Source organism: Chitinophaga barathri (assembly GCF_003807585.1).
Taxonomy (GTDB): Bacteria; Bacteroidota; Bacteroidia; order Chitinophagales; family Chitinophagaceae; genus Chitinophaga; species Chitinophaga barathri.
In genome coordinates, this window is sequence record NZ_RMBX01000007.1 from 261884 (window position 1) to 280788 (window position 18905).

At 53.7% G+C, this 18905-nt stretch carries 15 protein-coding genes; 7 read left to right on the forward strand and 8 right to left on the reverse strand.

Annotated elements, in window-relative coordinates; translation table 11 throughout:
• Positions 1-447 precede the first annotated feature (447 nt).
• From EG028_RS14585 to EG028_RS14600, 4 genes are read left to right on the forward strand one after another with little or no spacing between them, the layout of a single operon-like run.
• The gene (locus tag EG028_RS14585; protein WP_120517126.1) at positions 448-3192 is read left to right on the forward strand and encodes a DUF1553 domain-containing protein; all 2745 of its coding nucleotides are present in this window, start codon (positions 448-450) and stop codon (positions 3190-3192) included.
• 5 nt (positions 3193-3197) lie between these two features.
• The gene (locus EG028_RS14590; protein WP_241559129.1) at positions 3198-4688 is read left to right on the forward strand and encodes a DUF1501 domain-containing protein; all 1491 of its coding nucleotides are present in this window, start codon (positions 3198-3200) and stop codon (positions 4686-4688) included.
• Between the two features lie 6 nt (positions 4689-4694).
• Positions 4695-5630, forward strand: a complete 936-nt coding sequence (locus tag EG028_RS14595; RefSeq protein ID WP_120517124.1) for a TIM barrel protein — start codon at positions 4695-4697, stop codon at positions 5628-5630.
• On the forward strand, positions 5627-7042 hold the full coding sequence (locus EG028_RS14600; protein WP_162946503.1) for a c-type cytochrome domain-containing protein: 1416 nt from the start codon (positions 5627-5629) through the stop codon (positions 7040-7042). Before EG028_RS14595 ends, EG028_RS14600 begins: the two co-directional genes overlap by 4 nt.
• Positions 7043-7103: 61 nt before the next feature.
• On the opposite strand, the gene EG028_RS14605 is transcribed toward EG028_RS14600, so the two are convergent.
• The 7 genes from EG028_RS14605 to EG028_RS14635 form a co-directional block, all read right to left on the reverse strand.
• Positions 7104-9647 carry a polynucleotide kinase-phosphatase gene (locus tag EG028_RS14605; protein WP_120517122.1) on the reverse strand — a complete coding sequence of 848 codons (2544 nt, stop codon included), beginning with the start codon at positions 9645-9647 and terminating at the stop codon, positions 7104-7106.
• Complete coding sequence (locus EG028_RS14610) at positions 9634-10695, reverse strand: DNA polymerase beta superfamily protein (RefSeq protein WP_120517121.1); 1062 nt, start codon at positions 10693-10695, stop codon at positions 9634-9636. The genes EG028_RS14605 and EG028_RS14610 overlap by 14 nt, the downstream gene beginning before the upstream one ends.
• Positions 10692-11447: a nucleotidyltransferase domain-containing protein gene (locus EG028_RS14615; RefSeq protein ID WP_120517120.1), complete on the reverse strand. Its 756-nt coding sequence runs from the start codon at positions 11445-11447 to the stop codon at positions 10692-10694. The genes EG028_RS14610 and EG028_RS14615 overlap by 4 nt, the downstream gene beginning before the upstream one ends.
• Positions 11447-12838, reverse strand: coding sequence for a 3' terminal RNA ribose 2'-O-methyltransferase Hen1 (locus EG028_RS14620; RefSeq protein WP_120517119.1), 1392 nt, complete (start codon positions 12836-12838; stop codon positions 11447-11449). Before EG028_RS14620 ends, EG028_RS14615 begins: the two co-directional genes overlap by 1 nt.
• 71 nt (positions 12839-12909) lie before the next feature.
• Positions 12910-14214 carry a DEAD/DEAH box helicase gene (locus EG028_RS14625; protein ID WP_120517118.1) on the reverse strand — a complete coding sequence of 435 codons (1305 nt, stop codon included), beginning with the start codon at positions 14212-14214 and terminating at the stop codon, positions 12910-12912.
• Between the two features lie 257 nt (positions 14215-14471).
• Positions 14472-15314, reverse strand: coding sequence for an SDR family NAD(P)-dependent oxidoreductase (locus tag EG028_RS14630; RefSeq protein ID WP_120517117.1), 843 nt, complete (start codon positions 15312-15314; stop codon positions 14472-14474).
• Between the two features lie 86 nt (positions 15315-15400).
• Positions 15401-16303 (reverse strand): helix-turn-helix domain-containing protein, encoded by a 903-nt coding sequence (locus tag EG028_RS14635; RefSeq protein ID WP_120517116.1) that lies wholly within the window; start codon positions 16301-16303, stop codon positions 15401-15403.
• Between the two features lie 116 nt (positions 16304-16419).
• On the opposite strand from EG028_RS14635, the gene EG028_RS14640 reads away from it, so the two are divergent.
• From EG028_RS14640 to EG028_RS14650, 3 genes are read left to right on the forward strand one after another with little or no spacing between them, the layout of a single operon-like run.
• Positions 16420-16926 (forward strand): RNA polymerase sigma factor, encoded by a 507-nt coding sequence (locus EG028_RS14640; RefSeq protein ID WP_120517115.1) that lies wholly within the window; start codon positions 16420-16422, stop codon positions 16924-16926.
• A complete protein-coding gene (locus EG028_RS14645) occupies positions 16907-17164 on the forward strand; it encodes a hypothetical protein (protein ID WP_123864679.1) in 258 nt (85 codons plus the stop codon). Before EG028_RS14640 ends, EG028_RS14645 begins: the two co-directional genes overlap by 20 nt.
• Before the next feature lie 54 nt (positions 17165-17218).
• Positions 17219-17794 carry a ClpP family protease gene (locus EG028_RS14650; protein ID WP_120517113.1) on the forward strand — a complete coding sequence of 192 codons (576 nt, stop codon included), beginning with the start codon at positions 17219-17221 and terminating at the stop codon, positions 17792-17794.
• On the opposite strand, the gene EG028_RS14655 is transcribed toward EG028_RS14650, so the two are convergent.
• Positions 17786-18748 carry a YheT family hydrolase gene (locus EG028_RS14655; RefSeq protein ID WP_120517112.1) on the reverse strand — a complete coding sequence of 321 codons (963 nt, stop codon included), beginning with the start codon at positions 18746-18748 and terminating at the stop codon, positions 17786-17788. The two genes, EG028_RS14650 and EG028_RS14655, sit on opposite strands and share 9 nt — an antisense overlap.
• Positions 18749-18905 lie beyond the last annotated feature (157 nt).

An 18905-nucleotide genomic window follows, 5' to 3' on the forward strand; every position in this document is an offset into this window, starting at 1 on the left:
ACGAATCAGCGGCAGATGGAATTGCAACCGGTTGATAAAATAGTCTCATGTCTAATGTATGCATATACCGGAGGGTGAATTCTTTCACCCTTCTTTTTTAGAAAAAAAATATTACTGTTGTTTGATTGAATAATCGGGGCCGGAAGGCCCCTTTTTTATTCCCGCCCGGGATAAAAGAAAACAGCGGGTTCCCGGATTGGGAATCCCGCTGCATATAACGGTTTTTCCAGAGGAGCTGATTGTAATGCCACGAATGTATACAATCACGCCATCATCCGCTACCATACTGAAATATATTTGTTCATATAAAGTGTGAAATATTTCAATTTGTACGAATATTCACTATTTAAGCGTGTATTTTACCCTACGGTTGCTCAGGTCTTTCCTTTTTCGTACTTTTTCACCGGATTCCACCCACCACGTAAAAGATAAGCAAACTACAGTATCATGCATTATTTGACCAGGTCAAAGCTCTTATTGTTTTTAAGTGCCGCAGCTTTAGCGGGTATATTAGCCGAGGGCTGCAACAGCCGCCGGCCGGTGGACTATAGCTCGGAAGTAAAGCCCATCCTCAATAAACATTGTATCAGCTGCCATGGCGGCGTGAAGCAGAGCGGAGGTTTCAGCGTGCTTTTCAGGGAAGAAGCCCTTGGCAATACCAAGAGCGGCCACCCCGCCATCATCCCCGGGGATGCGGACGGCAGCGAGTTTATCCGCCGCCTCCACAGCAAAGACCCGAAAGAGCGCATGCCCTACAAAGCCGCTGCGCTCAACAAGGAAGAGATCGACATCCTAACCCGCTGGGTGGACCAGGGGGCCAAATGGGGCGATCACTGGGCCTATGTGTCCCCTTCCGAGCCAGACTATACCCCTCCCGCCGCAACCGCCGGGAATGAGGCTGAAAATGCCGGGAAAGGGGGTGTGGACCATTACATCGGTCTCAAACTCGAAGAAGAAAAACTGGAAGCCGCCCCCCAGGCGGACAAGCCTACCCTTCTGCGCCGCCTCAGCCTGGACCTTACCGGCCTTCCGCCCACGGACCAGATGATGCAGTCCTTCCTCGCGGATAATTCCCCCGATGCCTACGAAAAAAGGGTGGACAGCCTGCTGGCCTCGCCCCATTACGGCGAACATTGGGCCTCCATGTGGCTGGACCTCGCAAGGTATGCGGATTCCAAAGGGTATGAAAGGGACGTGCGCCGCGATTTCTGGCGTTACCGGGACTGGGTGATCAACGCGTTTAACCAGGATATGCCCTACGACCGGTTCACCACCGAACAACTGGCCGGGGACCTGCTGGCCAACCCGACAGACAACCAGCTGATCGCCACCGCCTTCCACCGCAATACCATGAACAACGACGAGGGCGGCACCGAGGATGAAGAATTCCGCGTAGCGGCTATTATAGACCGGGTGAACACCACCATGGAAGTATGGCAGGGCGTCACCATCGCCTGCGTGCAATGCCACAGCCACCCCTACGACCCGTTCCGCTTCCAGGATTATTACAAGCTCATGGCGTTTATAAATAACACCCGCGATGAAGACACATACGGAGAACATCCCAAACTGCGCCTCTACGACAGCGTGGGCCTCCGCAAGATCGACTCCATCACCACATGGATCTCCAGGTACGGGAATGCCGGTGAGCTGAAAGAAACAAAAGACTTCCTCCGCACGCTGGAGCCAAAAATACACGCCCATAACGCTGACGAATATATCAACGGTGAGCTGGCCGATACCAAGTTTATGGCCATCCGCCACGGCGGCAGCTGCCGGGTGAAAAAAGTGCCGGTGAACAACCGGAACAACCTCCTCCTGAAATACTCGACCGGCAGAGACGGCGGTTCGGTGGAGATACGCGACGGGAATGTGAACGGCCCGCTGGTAGCAAAAATGCAACTGCCCAAAGGCAGCCTGGTGCTGGACATCCCCATCACCCCGATGGAAGGCGTCCGCAACCTGTATTTTATTTTCAGGAACAGCAGCCTTGGCCCGCTGGAATCGGTGTGCAACGTGGAATGGTTCGCCCTCCGCAACGACCTGCCCGGCAAAGGCCAGCCCGGCTACAAACCGGTGGAAACCGCCTTTATGCAGGCCGTGAACGCCAATCCTGAAAGCCTCCCCGTGATGGTGGAGAATCCCAACGAAATGTTCCGCTCCACGCATACTTTCGAAAGAGGCAACTGGATGGTGAAAGGAGATGAAGTAAAACCCGACGTGCCTGCTTCCCTCAATCCCTTCCCCACCAATGCGCCGCGCAACAGGCTGGGCCTCGCGATGTGGATCACGGATAAAAAGAATCCGCTGACCGCCCGTGTGATGGTGAACCGCTTCTGGGAGCACCTGTTCGGCATCGGGCTGGTGGAAACGCAGGAAGACTTCGGCTCACAGGGTTTCCTTCCCTCGAACCCGCAGCTGCTGGACTATCTTTCTTACCGTTTTATGAACACATATAACTGGAGCATGAAAAGCCTGCTCCGCGAAATGGTACTCTCCGAAGCATACAAACGCGATTCCCGCAGCACGCCTGAGCTCCAGGAAAAAGACCCGGCGAACCGTTACCTCGCCCGCGGCCCGCGTTTCAGGCTCACGGCGGAGCAGGTGCGCGACCAGGCCCTGGCTGTAAGCGGACTGCTTAGTAATAAAATGCTCGGCGCCAGCGTAATGCCGCATCAGCCGGAAGGTATCTGGCAGACGGTGTGGAGCGGCGATTATTGGAAAATTTCAGAGAACGGCGACCAGTACCGCCGCGCATTATACACTTTTATCAAAAGGACCAGCCCATACCCTTCTGTGATCACCTTTGATGCAGGCAGCAGGGAAGTGTGCCTCCAGCGCAGGATCCGTACGAACACGCCTTTGCAGGCTCTCGTAACGCTGAACGACCCGGTGTATGTGGAAGCCGCCCGCAACCTGGCCCTGCGCATGAAGGAAACCGGCGGGGAAAATGTAAAAGCATGTATACAGGCCGGTTACAAACGGGCCATGTTCAAAGACATTATCCCCGGTAAAGAAGCCGTGCTGGAAAAACTGTATACACAGGCCTACACGAAATTCGGGAAAGACCCGAAAGCCGCGGCTGCTTTCCTGCAGGCGCCCGAACCGAAGAAAGGCATGGAACATATCGCGGCGCTGACCGTGGTGGCCAATGCAATTTTGAACCTGGATGAATTCCTCTCCAAATCTTAATGCTCATGTCAGAGAAGATTATACAAGAAGCGAATGAAAGAGCGGCGAAATACTTTTCCCGCAGGCACTTTTTGCAGGATTGCATCACAGGGCTCGGCGCTACGGCCCTGGGTTCCCTGCTGGGCGGCTGCAATATTTTTTCCGGCCCGGGCAACGGCGCTATGCCGCAAAGCCTGAACCCGCTGGAACCGCGTGCCCCTCATTTCCCGGCAAGGGCCAAAAGCGTGATCTACCTGCACATGGCAGGCGCTCCCTCGCAGTTGGAACTGTTCGATTACAAACCGGAATTACAAAAACTGCATAACCAGCTTTGCCCCCCTTCTATCCTCGAAGGCAAAAAATTCGCGTTTATCCGCGGGGTGCCTAAAATGCTGGGCCCGCAGGCAGTGTTTGCCCAGCATGGCGAAAGCCGTGCATGGGTAAGCGATCACCTGCCGCATTTTTCGAAGATGGTGGATGACGTGAGTTTCCTGAAAGCCGTGCAGACGGACCAGTTCAACCACGGACCCGCGCAACTGTTCATGCACACCGGCAGCGCACGCCTGGGCCGGCCCAGCATCGGCTCCTGGGTGACGTACGGTTTAGGCTCTGAAAACAGCAACCTGCCGGGTTTCGTAGTGCTCACCTCCGGCGGTAAAACGCCCGATGCGGGTAAAAGCGTGTGGGGCAGCGGTTTCCTGCCTTCCGTTTACCAGGGCGTGCAATGCCGTTCCAAAGGCGATCCCGTACTGTTCCTCACAGACCCTGAAGGCATGGACCGCGATATGCGTTATCAATCCATACACGCCATCAATGAAGTGAATAAGCTGGAATACGAACGTTTCCAGGACCCTGAGATACTGTCCCGCATTTCGCAATACGAGCTGGCTTATAAGATGCAGATATCCGTGCCCGGCGTGATGGACATCGCAGACGAGCCGGAATACATTCACCAGTTGTACGGCACGCAGCCGGGCAAGGAAGCCTTCGCGAACAACTGCCTGCTGGCCCGCAAACTCGTTGAAAAAGGCGTGCGTTTTGTACAGCTCTTCGATTGGGGATGGGACGCGCATGGCACCGGCGAAGACCTTTCCATCGATTACGGCCTGCGCAACAAGGCCCGTGAGATAGACAAGCCTATCAGCGCCCTGCTGATGGATCTGAAACAGCGCGGCCTGCTGGATGAAACGCTCGTAGTATGGGGCGGTGAATTTGGCAGAACGCCCATGCAGGAAAACCGCGACGGTAAAGAAATGCCTTACCTCGGCCGCGATCACCACGTAGAAGCATTCACCATGTGGATGGCCGGCGCCGGTATCAAAAAAGGAGGCAGCTGGGGCGAAACAGACGAAATAGGCTTCGCTGCCGTAAAAGGCAAAGTAGCGGTACACGATATTCATGCCACCATGCTGCAGCAGCTGGGCTTTGACCATGAGAAACTGACCTACCAGTTCCAGGGCCGCCCGTTCAGGCTTACGGATGTGGAAGGACACGTTATTCATGAAATTTTAGGTTAATTAATTATGTCTCTGAACAGAAGGAATTTTTTAAAACAGACCGTGGCCGTCAGCGCCGCATCCCTTATGACCGAAATAACAGCCGCTGCGGCGCAGCCCGCATTCAAAACGTCCGCCGCCGCAGGTTTTAAACTCGTCGTATTGCAAACGGACTGGGGCTTCCCCGGTTCCCGTGATGAATATTGCCGCCGCGCCAAAGAGGCGGGGTATGACGGTATTGAATTGTGGTGGCCTACGACCAAAGAAGCGCAGGACGAACTGTTCACCGCGTTAAAAAAATATGATCTGCAAGTCGGTTTTCTCTGCGGAGGCAGCGGCAGCGATTATGCCAAACACGCAGCCGCATTTGAGGCTGCTGTAACAGCCGCTACCAGCCAGCAGCGTCAGCGCCCGCTGTACATCAACTGTCACTCCGGGAAAGACTTCTTTACGTTTGAAGAAAACGGCAAACTGATAGACATGACGGTGCGCATCTCCAAAAGCTCCGGCATACCCGTATACCACGAAACGCACCGTTCCAGGATGATGTTCGCCGCGCATATCACGCGCAAATTCATCGAAGCCAAACCCGATCTGCGCCTCACGCTGGACATTTCCCACTGGTGCAACGTGCACGAATCCCTCCTGCAGGACCAGGCTGAAACCGTGGCCAAAGCCCTGGAAAGGACCGGCCACATCCACGCCAGGATCGGCCACCCGGAAGGCCCGCAGGTGAACGACCCGCGCGCGCCGGAATGGGAAGGCGTGGTAAAAGCGCATTTTGCATGGTGGGATGAAGTGGCGAAAATAAAACGCGCCAAAGGTGAAGTAATGACGGTACTGACGGAGTTTGGCCCCGCGGATTATATGCCTACACTGCCTTACACAAGGCAGCCCGTGGCGAATCAATGGGACATCAACGTGCATATGAAGAACTTATTAAAAGCGAGATACGGGGGATGATGATATTATTGCAAGGAAACTGGAGCCTGTTCATCGGGCGTTTCCACCCTTTACTGGTGCATTTGCCCATCGGCATGCTCATTATCGCCTTTATACTGGAAGTGATGAGTAAGAACCGCCGCCTGACCGTGCTGAGCGCGGCTGTGCTGCCCGTGCTGGTGTTTGGCGCACTTTCCGCCATCGCCGCATGTATAGCGGGATTGCTGCTGTCTTCTTCCGGCGGGTACGACGAAGCCGCGCTTGACCTTCACATGTGGATGGGCATAGGCGTTGCGGTGATCTCGGTATTGCTGTGCGTGTTCAGAAGATACGCGCTTTTCAGGAAAGCCTGGCTGCCCATATCTTTCGTGATGATCGTATTGCTCTCCGCCGCAGGGCACTTTGGCGGCAACCTCACCCATGGCGAAGATTATCTGACCGCTGAGTTTCCCCTTGGAAAAGGCGCGGCCGCCGGAGCCACAACGGCTATTGCCAACCTGAACGAAGCAAAAGTATACGATCAATTGGTAAGGCCTATCCTGGAGCAGAAATGTTATTCCTGTCACAACGAAGCCAAGCTGAAAGGCGGCCTTCGCCTGGACGGAATGGACCATATCCGCAAAGGCGGTGAAAACGGCCCCGTGATAAAAGACAGCGTACCGGAAGCCAGCGAATTGTACAAACGCCTCATCCTCTCCGAAGCGGACGACAAACGGATGCCTCCTAAAGGCAAACCGCAGCTCACTCCGCAGCAGCTGGAGATATTGTACTGGTGGATAGAGCAGGGCGCGTCTCCGGATGCGACCGTTAAGGATCTTCACCATACACCAAGGATGCAGCTGGTACTGGAAGGCATGCAGCCCTCAGGCGGGTCGGACGTTCATCCGTTTATGCCGCAGGAAGAAGTAAGCGAAGCCTCCCCGCAGGATATAGGTGCGCTCGAAAAGATCGGGGTAAAAGTGATGCCGGTAGCGAATGAGAATGGTTTTGTGATGGTAAGCGCCGTGAACGCATCAGGGTTTGGCAACAAAGAAGCCGCTTTGCTGCTGCCACTGAAAAAACAGATCGTCTGGCTGAAATTATCCAACACCCAAACAGGGGACAGCGCCTTAAAAGTGATCTCGCAACTACCCGAACTTACCCGCCTGTATCTTGAGAATACACCGGTAACAGATGAAGGGCTGGTGCACCTGGCTAACTGCAAACAGCTGAAATACCTGAACCTGGTGGGCACAAAGGTGACGGACAAAGGAATACTGCTCCTGCAAAAGAACGCGGCGCTGAAAGAATTGTTCCTTTACAAAACCGCCGTAACACCCGCGGCCCTTTCACAGCTCCGCAAAGCTGTTCCGGAAATGGCTATCGATACGGGAGGTTACCGGATGCCCGCGTTGATCACCGATACGCTAGTGTACAGGAAACAGAAGTTATAGGTACAAAATATCAAAGGCCGTCTCAGCGAGACGGCCTTTTCCGTTTACGATTATCACACTTTTACAACCTCGGGTCCACCGGCTCGCTTTCCAGCGCCAGTACGCCAAATACGCATTCATGCACACCCTTCAGCGAATCTTTGGATACGAACCTTTCCAGCCCTTCCAGGCCAAGTACAAATTCCCTGAGCGCCAGGGAACGTTTGGCGGATAAACCGCGCGCTTTCAGGCGTTCAAGGTAAGCGGGAGTGGTGTATTCCGGTCCGTAAATGATGCGCAGGTATTCCCTCCCCCTGATCTTGATAGCAGGCTGGGCAATACCACGGGCGTGCTGGTGCAGGTATTGGTAGGACTTTACTACCATTCCTTCGCCGCCTTTGCCCGTCAGCGTATTCCACCATTCAGTGGCTTCAGTTACCTGCTCTTCGTCTTCCAGGTGCACGACTTTAAAAGGCGTGGCCAGCAGGATGTTTTTGTCTTCTTCACAGAATGCGGCGATCTCATCCATATGCCATTCATGGTCCTGGTGAAACCAGGTTTTACCGGCGGTGGCCATGATGTGGAACGGCGCGAGTTTATAATCGTCCAGGCTGTTCACCGGCCAGCAGTATTGCCTGTAGGCGTCAATGAATTGAGTAGCCTGCTGGTGTTTCAGGCTGTATTTTTCCAGCAGCGGTGCTGCTGCTTCATTTTGCCGCAATGCCTGTACGGCGGCGCTCAGCGCATGTGTGGCGGCTGCGCCGGTGCTGGCGTATTGTGTTTCTATCAGGCTCAATGCCTTTGCGCTCCAGGGCATCAGCTCGCAGTCGAAGCAGGCCCAGTCCGTATTGAATTTTTCATAAAAGCCGGAAGCTGCAAGGGCTTTGTTCAGCCTTTGCAGTAATGCCTGCTCCATGTTTTTGTCCGTGAAAAAGGAACGGCCGGTACGGGTATACACCACGCCGATGCCTTCACCTTTGATACCAAAGGTTTCTTCCACGGCTTTTTCATCTTTTGCCACGATCACTACCGCGCGTGAGCCCATGTGTTTTTCCTCGCAGATCACTTTGGTTACGCCCACGCCCCTGAAATAACTGAATGCTTCAGCGGGATGCTCCAGGAAGTCCGGTAGCTTGCTGGTTTCCGCGGGGCTCATCGTGGGCGGAAGGTAGATCAGCCATTTCGGGTTTACCGCAAAACGGCTCATTACTTCCAGCGCCGCGATCGTATGCTGTTCGCGGATGGTCACCGGGCCGCCGTACCTGTTTTCGATCAGCATCTTGCCGTTGAAGTCCGCGATGTTCAGCACGTCATCATGCTGTTGTTGCAGCGTGAGGCCGGAAGGTGGCATATGCAAAGGCCTTACGGGCTCGCAGTATATCTCTTTTGCTTTTACGGATACCAGGTCTTTTTCAGGGTAACGGAGAGCGGTAAGGCTTCCGCCGAATACGCAGCCGGTGTCGATATCTATCGTGCGGTTGAGCCATTGCGGGGAAGGCACGGGCGTGTGGCCGTATACGACCATGGCTTTGCCGTTGTAATCCGCGGCCCAGTTATGTCTTACAGGCAGGCCGAATTCGTCCGTCTCACCCGTGGTTTCGCCGTAATAGCAGAATTCCCTTACTCTCCCGGAGCCACGGCCCTGCATTTCTTCTTTCAGGCCGGCATGGGCTACCACCAGCTTTCCGCCATCCAGCACATAGTGGCTTACGAGGCCGTCCAGGAAGGTTTTTATTTCTTCAAGGAACTCCGGCGTTTCGGCGGAGAGCTGGGCTACGGTCTGTTCCAGCCCGTGTTTTAATTGCACGTTTTTACCGTTCAGCCATCTTACGAGTTTCACATCATGGTTGCCGGGCACACAAAGCGCCGCGCCTTCTTTTACCTGTTTCATGACGAGCTTCAGCACGGCCGGGCTGGCCGGCCCGCGGTCCACAAGGTCGCCGAGGAATACCAGGCGGCGGCCTTCGGGATGGCGCCATACGCCATCCGTTTCGTGGTAATTCAGTTGTTGTATCAGCTCCACGAGTTCGGTATGGCAACCGTGTATATCGCCAATGATGTCAAAAGGCCCGGTTTCGGATTTCAGGTTGTTGAACAATGGTTCGCGGCGGATGCTGGTAATGGCGGCCACTTCTTCCGGGTTCCTCAGTTCATGGATGTGGCGGAAACCTTCCAGTCTCAGGCGGCGCAAGCCTCTTCTCAGCAGCGCCGTCTGTTTCGGGATCACGTGTGCGCCAAAGCTGCGGTCCGTACGTTGAGCATGGCGTTCTGTACACACCTTTTCCGGCATATTCAGCACGATGGCTACGGGCAGTACATGAAACTCGCGGGCGAGGCGTACCCAGTCCGCGCGGTCTTCATCTCTTACGTTCGTAGCGTCCACTACGGTGAGCAGGCCATGTTTCAGGCGCTTGGAAATAATAAACCGCGCCACCTCAAATGCGTCTTTGGAGAATTCCTGCGCATTTTCGTCGTTGCTCACCATTGCGCGGCAGGCGTCTGATGATACTATTTCTGAAGGCAGGAAGTGCTGCCGGGCAAATGTCGATTTGCCGGACCCGGAAGCGCCTATCAGTACGACGAGGCTCATCTCGGGGATGTTTAATATGTCTTTATGCGTGTGCATAGAATGCTGTTCTGATCTTTCTTAAAACGTCCTCCGCTTTCTGTTCATCCGGCTGCGCGGGCAAAGCGGTGGCTGCATATACGCCTTCCAGCGTTTTCATCTTTTCTTCCACCATGGCCATCAGCTCTTCAAACTCATACTTCCCGCTGCGGATGCCGAGCAGGAAATCACGGTCATGCCGGAACACGATCACGCCCTGGCCTTTACCGATCTCTTCCGCCATTTGCAGCAGCCGCATGGTGTGCATCATATGTTTGGCGTCATATTGTTTGCCATGGTCCATGGTGGCCTGGTAACGCATTTCATTCCGTTTCTCCAGCCAGATGCCGTACTCTTTGTATTCCCGGCAATACACGGAATAACCGTCTTTGTTGAAGGTCATGACCGCCCGGTGCCGTATGCCTTTCGGGATGGAAGTAAGCTGCACATCGTCCGCCGATTCACCGGATACAATGCCTTTCAGCGGTATGTCGTGCCCGTGGAAAAGCAGGTAAGTGTCCCGGAAATGATCGAGGCAGGTGAGGCCGCAATCCTGCTGCCGGAGGTTGTTTGTCTGGAGCCATTCCGTCAGGGGAAGGCTGCCGTTGCCATCCAGTACATAACAAAAGTTCAGCACGCCCATCCGCTCTTTGGCGACGGGTTTGTTGATCTTTTTATTCAGCCCGCGGGCTTTGCTGATCTGCGTTTTGGCATAACCGGCAAAAGTGTCGAAGCAGAGGCGCGACAGGTAATCTTCCGGCCTGATAAGGTCCATCAGCGGATGACGGAACAAAGTGTTGGCGCCGCCCGTGCTCAGCAGTTCCAGGATATTGGGATTGTTTTTACACAGCAGTTCCATGAACCGGCCAATCTCGAAATACACTTCGTCATTGGTTTCATTCGCCACCTGCGGGGTGTATTGCATGCCATACAGTTCCTGCTGCGGAAGTACAAAGATGCCTTTGTAATCCGTGTCCGATCCCGGGATGTTCAGGTTATAGGCGTTGCTTCCGCTGATGCATTTCAGCAGCAGGTGCTGCGGTTCCCGCATGAGTTGTTCGTACGTCACGGCCGGATATATTTTCTGAATAAATTATCAAGGTCTGCCAGGTCGCCTTTCTGGGCGGGGATTTCGCCGGCGCGTTCTTTACAGGCGTCCAGCGTGTCTTCCAGCCAGGTGTGCAGCACGGGCTGCGCGGGTATCAGCGTTTTTTCCGTGGAGGATTGTTTTTGTTCCAGCAGCCGGTCGATGGCTTCCTGCCAGTTTTCATCTTCCACTACCGTGCGCAGCAGCCTGAATTCCATGGGCGGCAGTATTTCGTACCGCTGTATCCACAGGCAGGCGAGTGCGGGCCTGAGCGCATAAAAATACCGTTTCAGCTTCATGTCATTTCCACGCAGATCATTTTCAAATGTATTGATGGCCATGGAAAGGTAATGGTGAAAACCCGCGCGCAGCGAAAAGAACGAAGGCATTCTCAGCGCCATGTCGTCCATAAACGCGGCGTGCTGCTGGTACACAATGGGTGATTGCAGCCATTCGTACAGCGGTACATTGGATTTATGAAACAACTGGAGGGCCTTGCGGAGGTCCCATCCGCTGATATCCAGCACTTCATTCACGGGCAGCTCTATCACATCACGGCGGTCGCGGATGGAAAGATAATCAGGCTGTTTGCCGGCATAAATAAAACGTACGTCAAAGTCGCTGTCTGTGGACGCAAAGCCCCAGGCCCTGCTGCCTGATTCGCAGGCATAAAGGATGTGCACATCGTGCTCCGCTTCTATCTGTTTCAGCTTTTCCTGTATGATCGTTTCCATCAGTCCGTGGTTTTAGAGAATATACCCATCTGGCTCAGCGCGCCCACTTCCGGGTCTTCTTCGCCAAGGGGCTTGAATGAAACGGTATAACCATGCTCCTGCGCCACCTGGCCGGCCCACTCGCTGAACTGTGCGCGGGTCCATTCAAAGCGGTGATCGTTGTGACGCATTGTGCCGGCTTCCAGCGATTCGAATTTTATATTGTATTCCGCATTGGGAGTAGTAACGATCACCGTGCGGGGTTTGGCGTGGCCAAACACGACTTTTTCCAACGTAGCCAGCCTCGGCTCGTCCAGGTGTTCTATCACTTCCACGAGCGCGGCGGCGTCATAACCATGAAGGCGCTCATCCCGGTAGGTGAGCGAGCCCTGTATGAGCTGGATGCGTTGCTGCTGTTTTTCAGGCAGGCGTTCCAGCTTCAGCTTGTCTTTGGCAATGGTGAGGGAATGATAGCTGATGTCCATGCCGAGTATGCCGGTAAACTGTTTTTCGTTCATCAGCAGGCGCAGCAATTTGCCTTCACCACAGCCAAGGTCCGCCACGGTGGCGGCGCCGGTAGCCAGCAGCTCGTCCTTTACAGCCTGCAGGCGTACGTCGTGCATACGCACCCTGACAGGAGAAGGCGTTGTCGTTTCTTCTGTTTCCGCTGCGGGTTCTTCTTCCTGCAATATCTGCTCAAGCGCCTGGTTTGCCAGGCCTTTCTGGTGTTTCAGGAAGCGGAGGATGATCAGTTCTTTTTGCGGATGTGTTTCCAGCCAGTCCCTTCCTTTTTCCATGAGTTTCTCCACTTCCTCTTTTCCCACGAAATAATGTTTATCGTTATCGCATACGGGAATGAGTATATAAAGATGCTGAAGCAGCGCCTGGAGCGTGAGGGTATGCGTGAGCTTCAGTGAGAAGTAACGGCTGTTGCCCCATTCGGGAAATTGCCCGTCCAGCGGATGTTGTGTGCACTGCACAGTATAACCCAGCGGTTCAAACAGGCCGCGCAATACATTTTCACCGCCGCGTACCGGCAATACGGGAATGTTCACTTCAAGATCAAGGGGTACGGAGACCATCTCAGGCTTGTCTTTGCAGCGTCCGTTCAGCGCACTGGAAAATGCTTTGGCCAGTGCGCCGCTGAGGAACGAACTGGCGGCGTAAGGCCGGTCGTTCACATATTGCTGCAATGCAAAATCATTTCCCGCCGGCCCGTTTTTACGGACGAGCGAAATAGGATCAATGTCGAGGAGTAATGCGATGGTGCATTTCTGCGGAGATACTTCGGGGTAAAAAATGTGTGCGATGCCTTGTGAAAATTCTGTCTCCTGCACTTTGGCAGGGTGTTTATGCATCAGGTAACTGAGATCATCCGCGGGATAACGGGTGTTGGTAATAGTTAATAACATGGTTTTGGGTATAGGTCGGTCTTATGTTATAACATGGTTCCGGGATCATTGCCCGGAACCATGGATATACATCAGTTTTGCTGTCTTTGCTGCGGTCTGCCCTGGCCACCACCGCCGTGCCACTTGCGTTTGTTGCCGCCGTTGCCGTTGCCACCGTTACCGTTTTTCCGGCCGTTGATCTGCTGGCTGGAAGACTGGCGCATCTGCACCGCGGGTGCGGGCCTTTCGGCTGATTCGCCGGCGGGGAACGGGTGATTGCTCACCACGGGAATGCTCTGCCCGATCAGCTTGGTGATATCTTTCACGTACGGTCTTTCTTCCGCTTCGCAGAAGGAAAGGGCGATACCGCTTGCGCCGCCGCGGCCTGTACGGCCAATGCGGTGCACATAAGTTTCGGGTACGTTGGGAATTTCGTAGTTGATCACATGGCTCAGGTTGTCCACGTCAATGCCGCGTGCGGCAATGTCCGTAGCCACCAGTACGCGGATGCGGCCTGCTTTGAAATCAGTCAGTGCGCGCTGGCGCGAGTTCTGCGATTTGTCCCCGTGAATGGCGTTTGCCTGGATGCCGGCTTTGCTCAGCTCTTTGGCTACCCTGTCCGCCCCGTGTTTGGTACGGGTGAACACAAGCGCGCTCGCGATGGACGCATCTTTCAGTACATGGATCAGCAGGGAGCGTTTGGAACTTTTGTCCACGTAATACATCTGCTGCTCTATCTTTTCCGCCGTGGAAGACACCGGTGTTACGGCTACTTTTTCGGGATTGGTCAGGATAGAGTTTGCCAGGCCCGCAATTTCATTGGGCGTGGTAGCGGAGAAAAACAGCGTCTGTCTTTTTTCCGGCAGTTTGGTGATCACTCTTTTTACGTCGTGAATAAAACCCATGTCCAGCATACGGTCTGCCTCATCCAGCACAAACTGGCGGATGTAACGCAGGTTGATGTGGCCCTGCTGCCAGAGGTCCAGCAGCCTGCCGGGCGTGGCGATCAGGATATCTGTGCCCTGTTTCAGGGTTTGTATCTGTGTATGAGCGGACACGCCGCCGAATATCACGAGGTGTTTGATGCCGGTATGGGCGCCGTAATCCCTGATATTTTCCGCTATCTGGATGGCCAGCTCGCGGGTAGGGGTCAGGATCAGCGTTTTGATATGCCTGTCCGGCGTTGCGGCCGCTTGTTTTTCCTGGTAAAGCAATTGCAGGATGGGAATCGCAAACGCGGCGGTTTTACCTGTGCCCGTCTGTGCGCAGGCCAGGAGGTCTTTCTGGGCCAGCACAACCGGAATGGCCTGGCTCTGGATAGGTGTAGGCGTAGTATAGCCCTGTGTTTCAAGTGCGCGCAGTATGGGCGCAATGAGACTTAATTTCTCGAATGACAATATGTTTAATTTAAGTTTAAAACGATGCTAACAATCCTGGCTTATAGAAGGGAAGGATGGCTAGATTGTATATCCACACATCATTTTAAGTGAACCTAACTGCGGAGGGAACGTATCTTTCTGCGGAGAGGGGATATAAGAATGGGGCAAAGGTACGGAAAATCACCGGATTAACGCACAAGGAAACGTTAAAAGCGGAAAGCACGCCTGTGCGGGCGCGCCTTCCGGTGCCTGTTCAAATCAAAAAAAGACATTGTTTAGTTGAAATTGGTGGAGGTGGCAAGCGCCTGCCAGCCCAGCATATCTTCTTCCACGGCGGAAATTTTCTGTTTGGCCAGCTGATAGGCATCAGGGCCCAGGAAAAGATGCAGGGGCGGGTTTTCGGATTTGCTCACGGCAATGATCACCTCCACCGCTTTTTCCGGATCGCCGGCCTGCGCACCGTCGATGGTTTGCGTGTGTGCGTCCTGTACCTCACGGATATTCGCATAGTCCGCAATGGGATTAGCAGGCACGGCGAGTGAACCGGAAGACAGGAAATTCGTGCGGAAATATCCCGGGCTCACGATCACCGCTTTTACGCCAAAGGGTTTCGCTTCCGCGGAAAGTGACTCGGTAAGCCCTTCCAGCGCAAACTTCGTGGCGCAATAGCTGCCAAAGCCGGGGAATGCGCCGGTGAAGCCGCCGATGGAGGAAATATTGAATACAAACCCGTCTTTTTGTTTGCGGAATACGGGCATCACATGCCGGATCACGTTCAGCGCACCGAATACATTCACTTCAAAATTATCTCTCACCTCTTTATCGGTCAGTTCTTCCAAACCGCCTACCAGGCCATATCCCGCGTTATTCACCGCTACGTCTATCCTGCCGAAAGCGGAAAGCGTCTGCCGGATGGAATTGTTCACGCTTTCTTCATCGGAAAGGTTCACGGCAAGGGGAAGGAAGTTCGGAGAGTCGCTGCCAACGGCCGCTTTTAATGCGTCCAGTTTGCGGGAAGTTGCCGCTACGCGTGCGCCGGAGGCCAGGAGTTTTTTTGCGAGTATCAGGCCAAAACCCTGTGAGGCGCCTGTGATATACCATACTTTTTGTAGTTCCATGGTGTGTGTTTGTTTTTTTGTTGACACAAAGCTACACCGGCATGGAGCCACAGTTGTTAATGATATCAAGCCAAAAGTTGTAAAAATCAAGCGGCCCTGAAAGTACGGGGGGTAAGCTGGGTTTTTTTCTTGAAGAAGTTGTTAAAATGAGCCGGTTCCTGGAAGCCGAGGCAATACCCGATCTCCGAAACGTTCCAGTCCGTATGTTTCAGCAAAGCCTTCGCTTCCTGCACCAGCCGCTCCGCGATCAGCTCAGAGGTGGATTTGCCGGTGGCGTCTTTCAGCGCCTTGTTCAGGTGATTGACGTGTACGGACAATTGCGAAGCAAAATCTATGGCTGTGCGCAGATTCACCTGCTGCATGGGCGATTCGATGGGGAATTGTCTTTCCAGCAGGTCGGAGAACAGGGAGGAAATGCGCGTGGCTGCGTTGGAATGCGCGGGAGACACATCAATCGGCTGCAGTTTCATGCCCATATGGATCAGCTCCATGGTATAATTGCGCAGCAGGTCATATTTGTACTGGTAGTCGGAACGGATCTCCGTCAGCATTTTATCAAAAAGTTCCTTTACCGCCGGTACCTGTGAAGCCGGCAGGAACACTACGGGCTGGCCGCCGGGCCTGAACAAAGGAAACTCCGTGAGGCGGGTGGCGTTGAAGTTGTGAAAAAAAGCATCGGTGAAAATGCAGAAGCGGCCGGACTGTTCTTCGCTCAGAGGCTCGCATTGATAAGGCACCTGCGGGTTGGCGAACATCAGGGCGTGTTCTTCCACATCTATGGTTTTATCTGCAAAAAAATAGCGGTTGCGGCCGCTTACGAGGGCCACTTTATAAAAATCCTTACGGCTGTAAGGAAGGGGTTTACCATGGTGGCCCAGGAACTCTTCCGCATCAAACACATTAAAATGCCCTACCTCCTTACCGATATCGGTGGGCATGGTCAACTGTTTGGCGCGGTAAAATTCTTCCAGGGACTGTATTTTTTCCATATATCAAATTTACGAAGAAGCGGGAAAAGCAAAATTCACGGTTTTTTTGATTAAATTTTGAAGACTTGGGTGATATTTAGCCGTTTTTCGGCACTATATGATAAATCGCATTCGTCATGGACCTTACCACAACATTATACCGGGAAGCTTTTCCCCACGCCGCGCGGGCCATCCGCCGGCTTGGCGGGGACCTGGACACGGCCAGAGACCTGTTTCACGATGCCATGATCATTTACCTGGAAAAGAGCCGGAGCGGGCATTTGCAGCTGGATTCCTCTCCCGTGGCTTACCTGGTGGGCATTACCAAAATACTGTGGCTGAAAACCAAGCGGCAGCAGCCCAGGAATGAAACGTTGGATTACCTGGCGCATTTTATTTCCATTCCCGAAGACTTTTACACGCATCCGGAAGAAGAACCCTTGCTGGAACAGCTGAAGGCCGCAGGTGAAAAATGCCTGCAATTGCTGCAGGCGTTTTATTACGAAAACATGAACATGCGGGAAATAGCGGAAACGTTCGATTACAGCAGCCCGCATTCCGCGACGGTGCAGAAGTACAAATGCCTGGAGAAAGTCCGGAAATCATTCTCAAAAACGCCTTGTTATGCGGAAACCATTGCTTGAGATACAGGAAGTGGAGCATTACCTCCTGGAAAAAATGCCCGCCGGGGAACAGCTTTTTTTTGAAGCCAGGATGCTGGCCACGCCATCGCTCCGGGCGGCGGTGGAAGAGCAGCGGCAGGCCCAGCGCCTCATCCGCCAGGCGGCCCGCGACCGGCAGCGGGCAAGGCTCTCCGGTATTTATGATCAACTGGCGCAGGACCCTTCTTTCGCGCAAACCATTCACGCCATCTTTTACTGACAAGAGCGGCGCAGGCCCCTTTCTCCCCTGCGCCCTTCCATCAAATTTACTGACATGACACTCATACCCACCGTCCTCGACGGCTCCACGCGGAGCGCGTACGACATTTACAGCCTTTTACTGAAGGAAAGGATCATTTTCATCGGCACCGCCATCGATGAGCACCTGGCCAATATCGTAGTGGCCCAGCTCCTTTACCTGGATAGTGAAAACCACTATCCCATCCGGCTGTACATCAACAGTCCCGGCGGCAGCGTATACGCCGGGCTGGCTATTTTCGACACGATGCGCATCTGCAAATCCTCCATCAGCACGGTATCCGTTGGGTTCACCGGCAGCATGGGCACCGTATTGCTTACCTGCGGCACGAAAGGGCAGCGGTACGCCCTACCGCATTCCACCGTGCATATGCATCCCACCGGCGGCGGTGCGCGCGGTTACACGGAAGACGTGCGCATCGCTTACCAGGAGCAGGAAAGACTGCAAAACCAGGTGTTTAAGATCGTAGGGGACAACTCCGGGCACGAAGTGAAGGAAATAGAGGAAATGTACCGGCGCGATAAGTTTATGACCGCGCAGGAAGCGAAGGAATACGGCCTGGTGGACGAAGTGCTGCCCGCGTCACGATGAATGGTCATGGATAAACTGGAAAGCTCTCCGCTCGGACCAGTAATGTTTCCCTGAAAAGGTCACAAAACCAACGTGGCCGCCCGTTGCGGGCGTTTCAAGATGAAAATTCGGATTGGCTTCGGCTTCCTCGTAAGGAAAACTTCCTTTCCCGAGGAACGGGTCGTCCAGCGCGTTGATCAGCAGCGTGGGAATGGATATCTGGTGAAGGAACTGCCTGGCGTTGTTCTTCGCCCAGTATTCCTCCGCATCCTTGTACCCGTGAATGGGGGCGGTGTATTGGTCGTCGAACTCGCGGAAACTGCGGATGGATTCATATCCTTCCAGCGAGATCTTTTCAGGAAACTGCCGGGCCTTTTCCTCCAGTTTTTCGCCCAGGGAGCGGATAAAACGTTTCATGTAAATGGAATTGTGGCTTTTTTCCATTTCATAGGCGCTGTCTTTCAGGTCCACCGGCACGGAAATGCCTACAGCAGACTTAATGCACGCGGGAATGGCGGCGCCTTTTTCGCCAATATACTTCAACGTAACGCTGCCCCCCAGCGAAAACCCTACCAGATGGAGATGCTCATAATCTTTTTGTACATGTGTTATTACAGTCTCAAGGTCACTTGTTTCCCCGCTATGGTAGAAGCGGAGTGCTTTATTGACCTCCCCGCTGCAACTGCGGAAGTTCATGGATACGGTATCGTACCCCCCTTCGTTGAAGATGCGCACCATCCCGGTCACGTATTGCCTTTTGGAATTGCCTTCCAGGCCGTGCAGGATGATCACCAGCTTTTTACTGCCGGTTTTGCTGAAATCAAGATCAATAAAATCGTTGTCTGCGGTGGGTATGCGGGTCCGTGTATACTGTGCCGGTTGAATCTTCCTGAAAAGGGACGGGAAGATGGTGAGCAGGTGCCGGTTCCTCAGGAGGACCGGCGCAGTGTAATCTGGTAGTGGTAATACCGGCATTTTTCAGTGAGCGTTTGAAGCAAAGTTAACATATTTATTTTTCGTCTAATAGCTGTTTCACTGAAACGTAATATGATACAATATTACCACCTGGAACTTTTGCCTCTCCTATACCTCTCGTATACGTATCCTATACGTACGGTATACTTTGGGTATA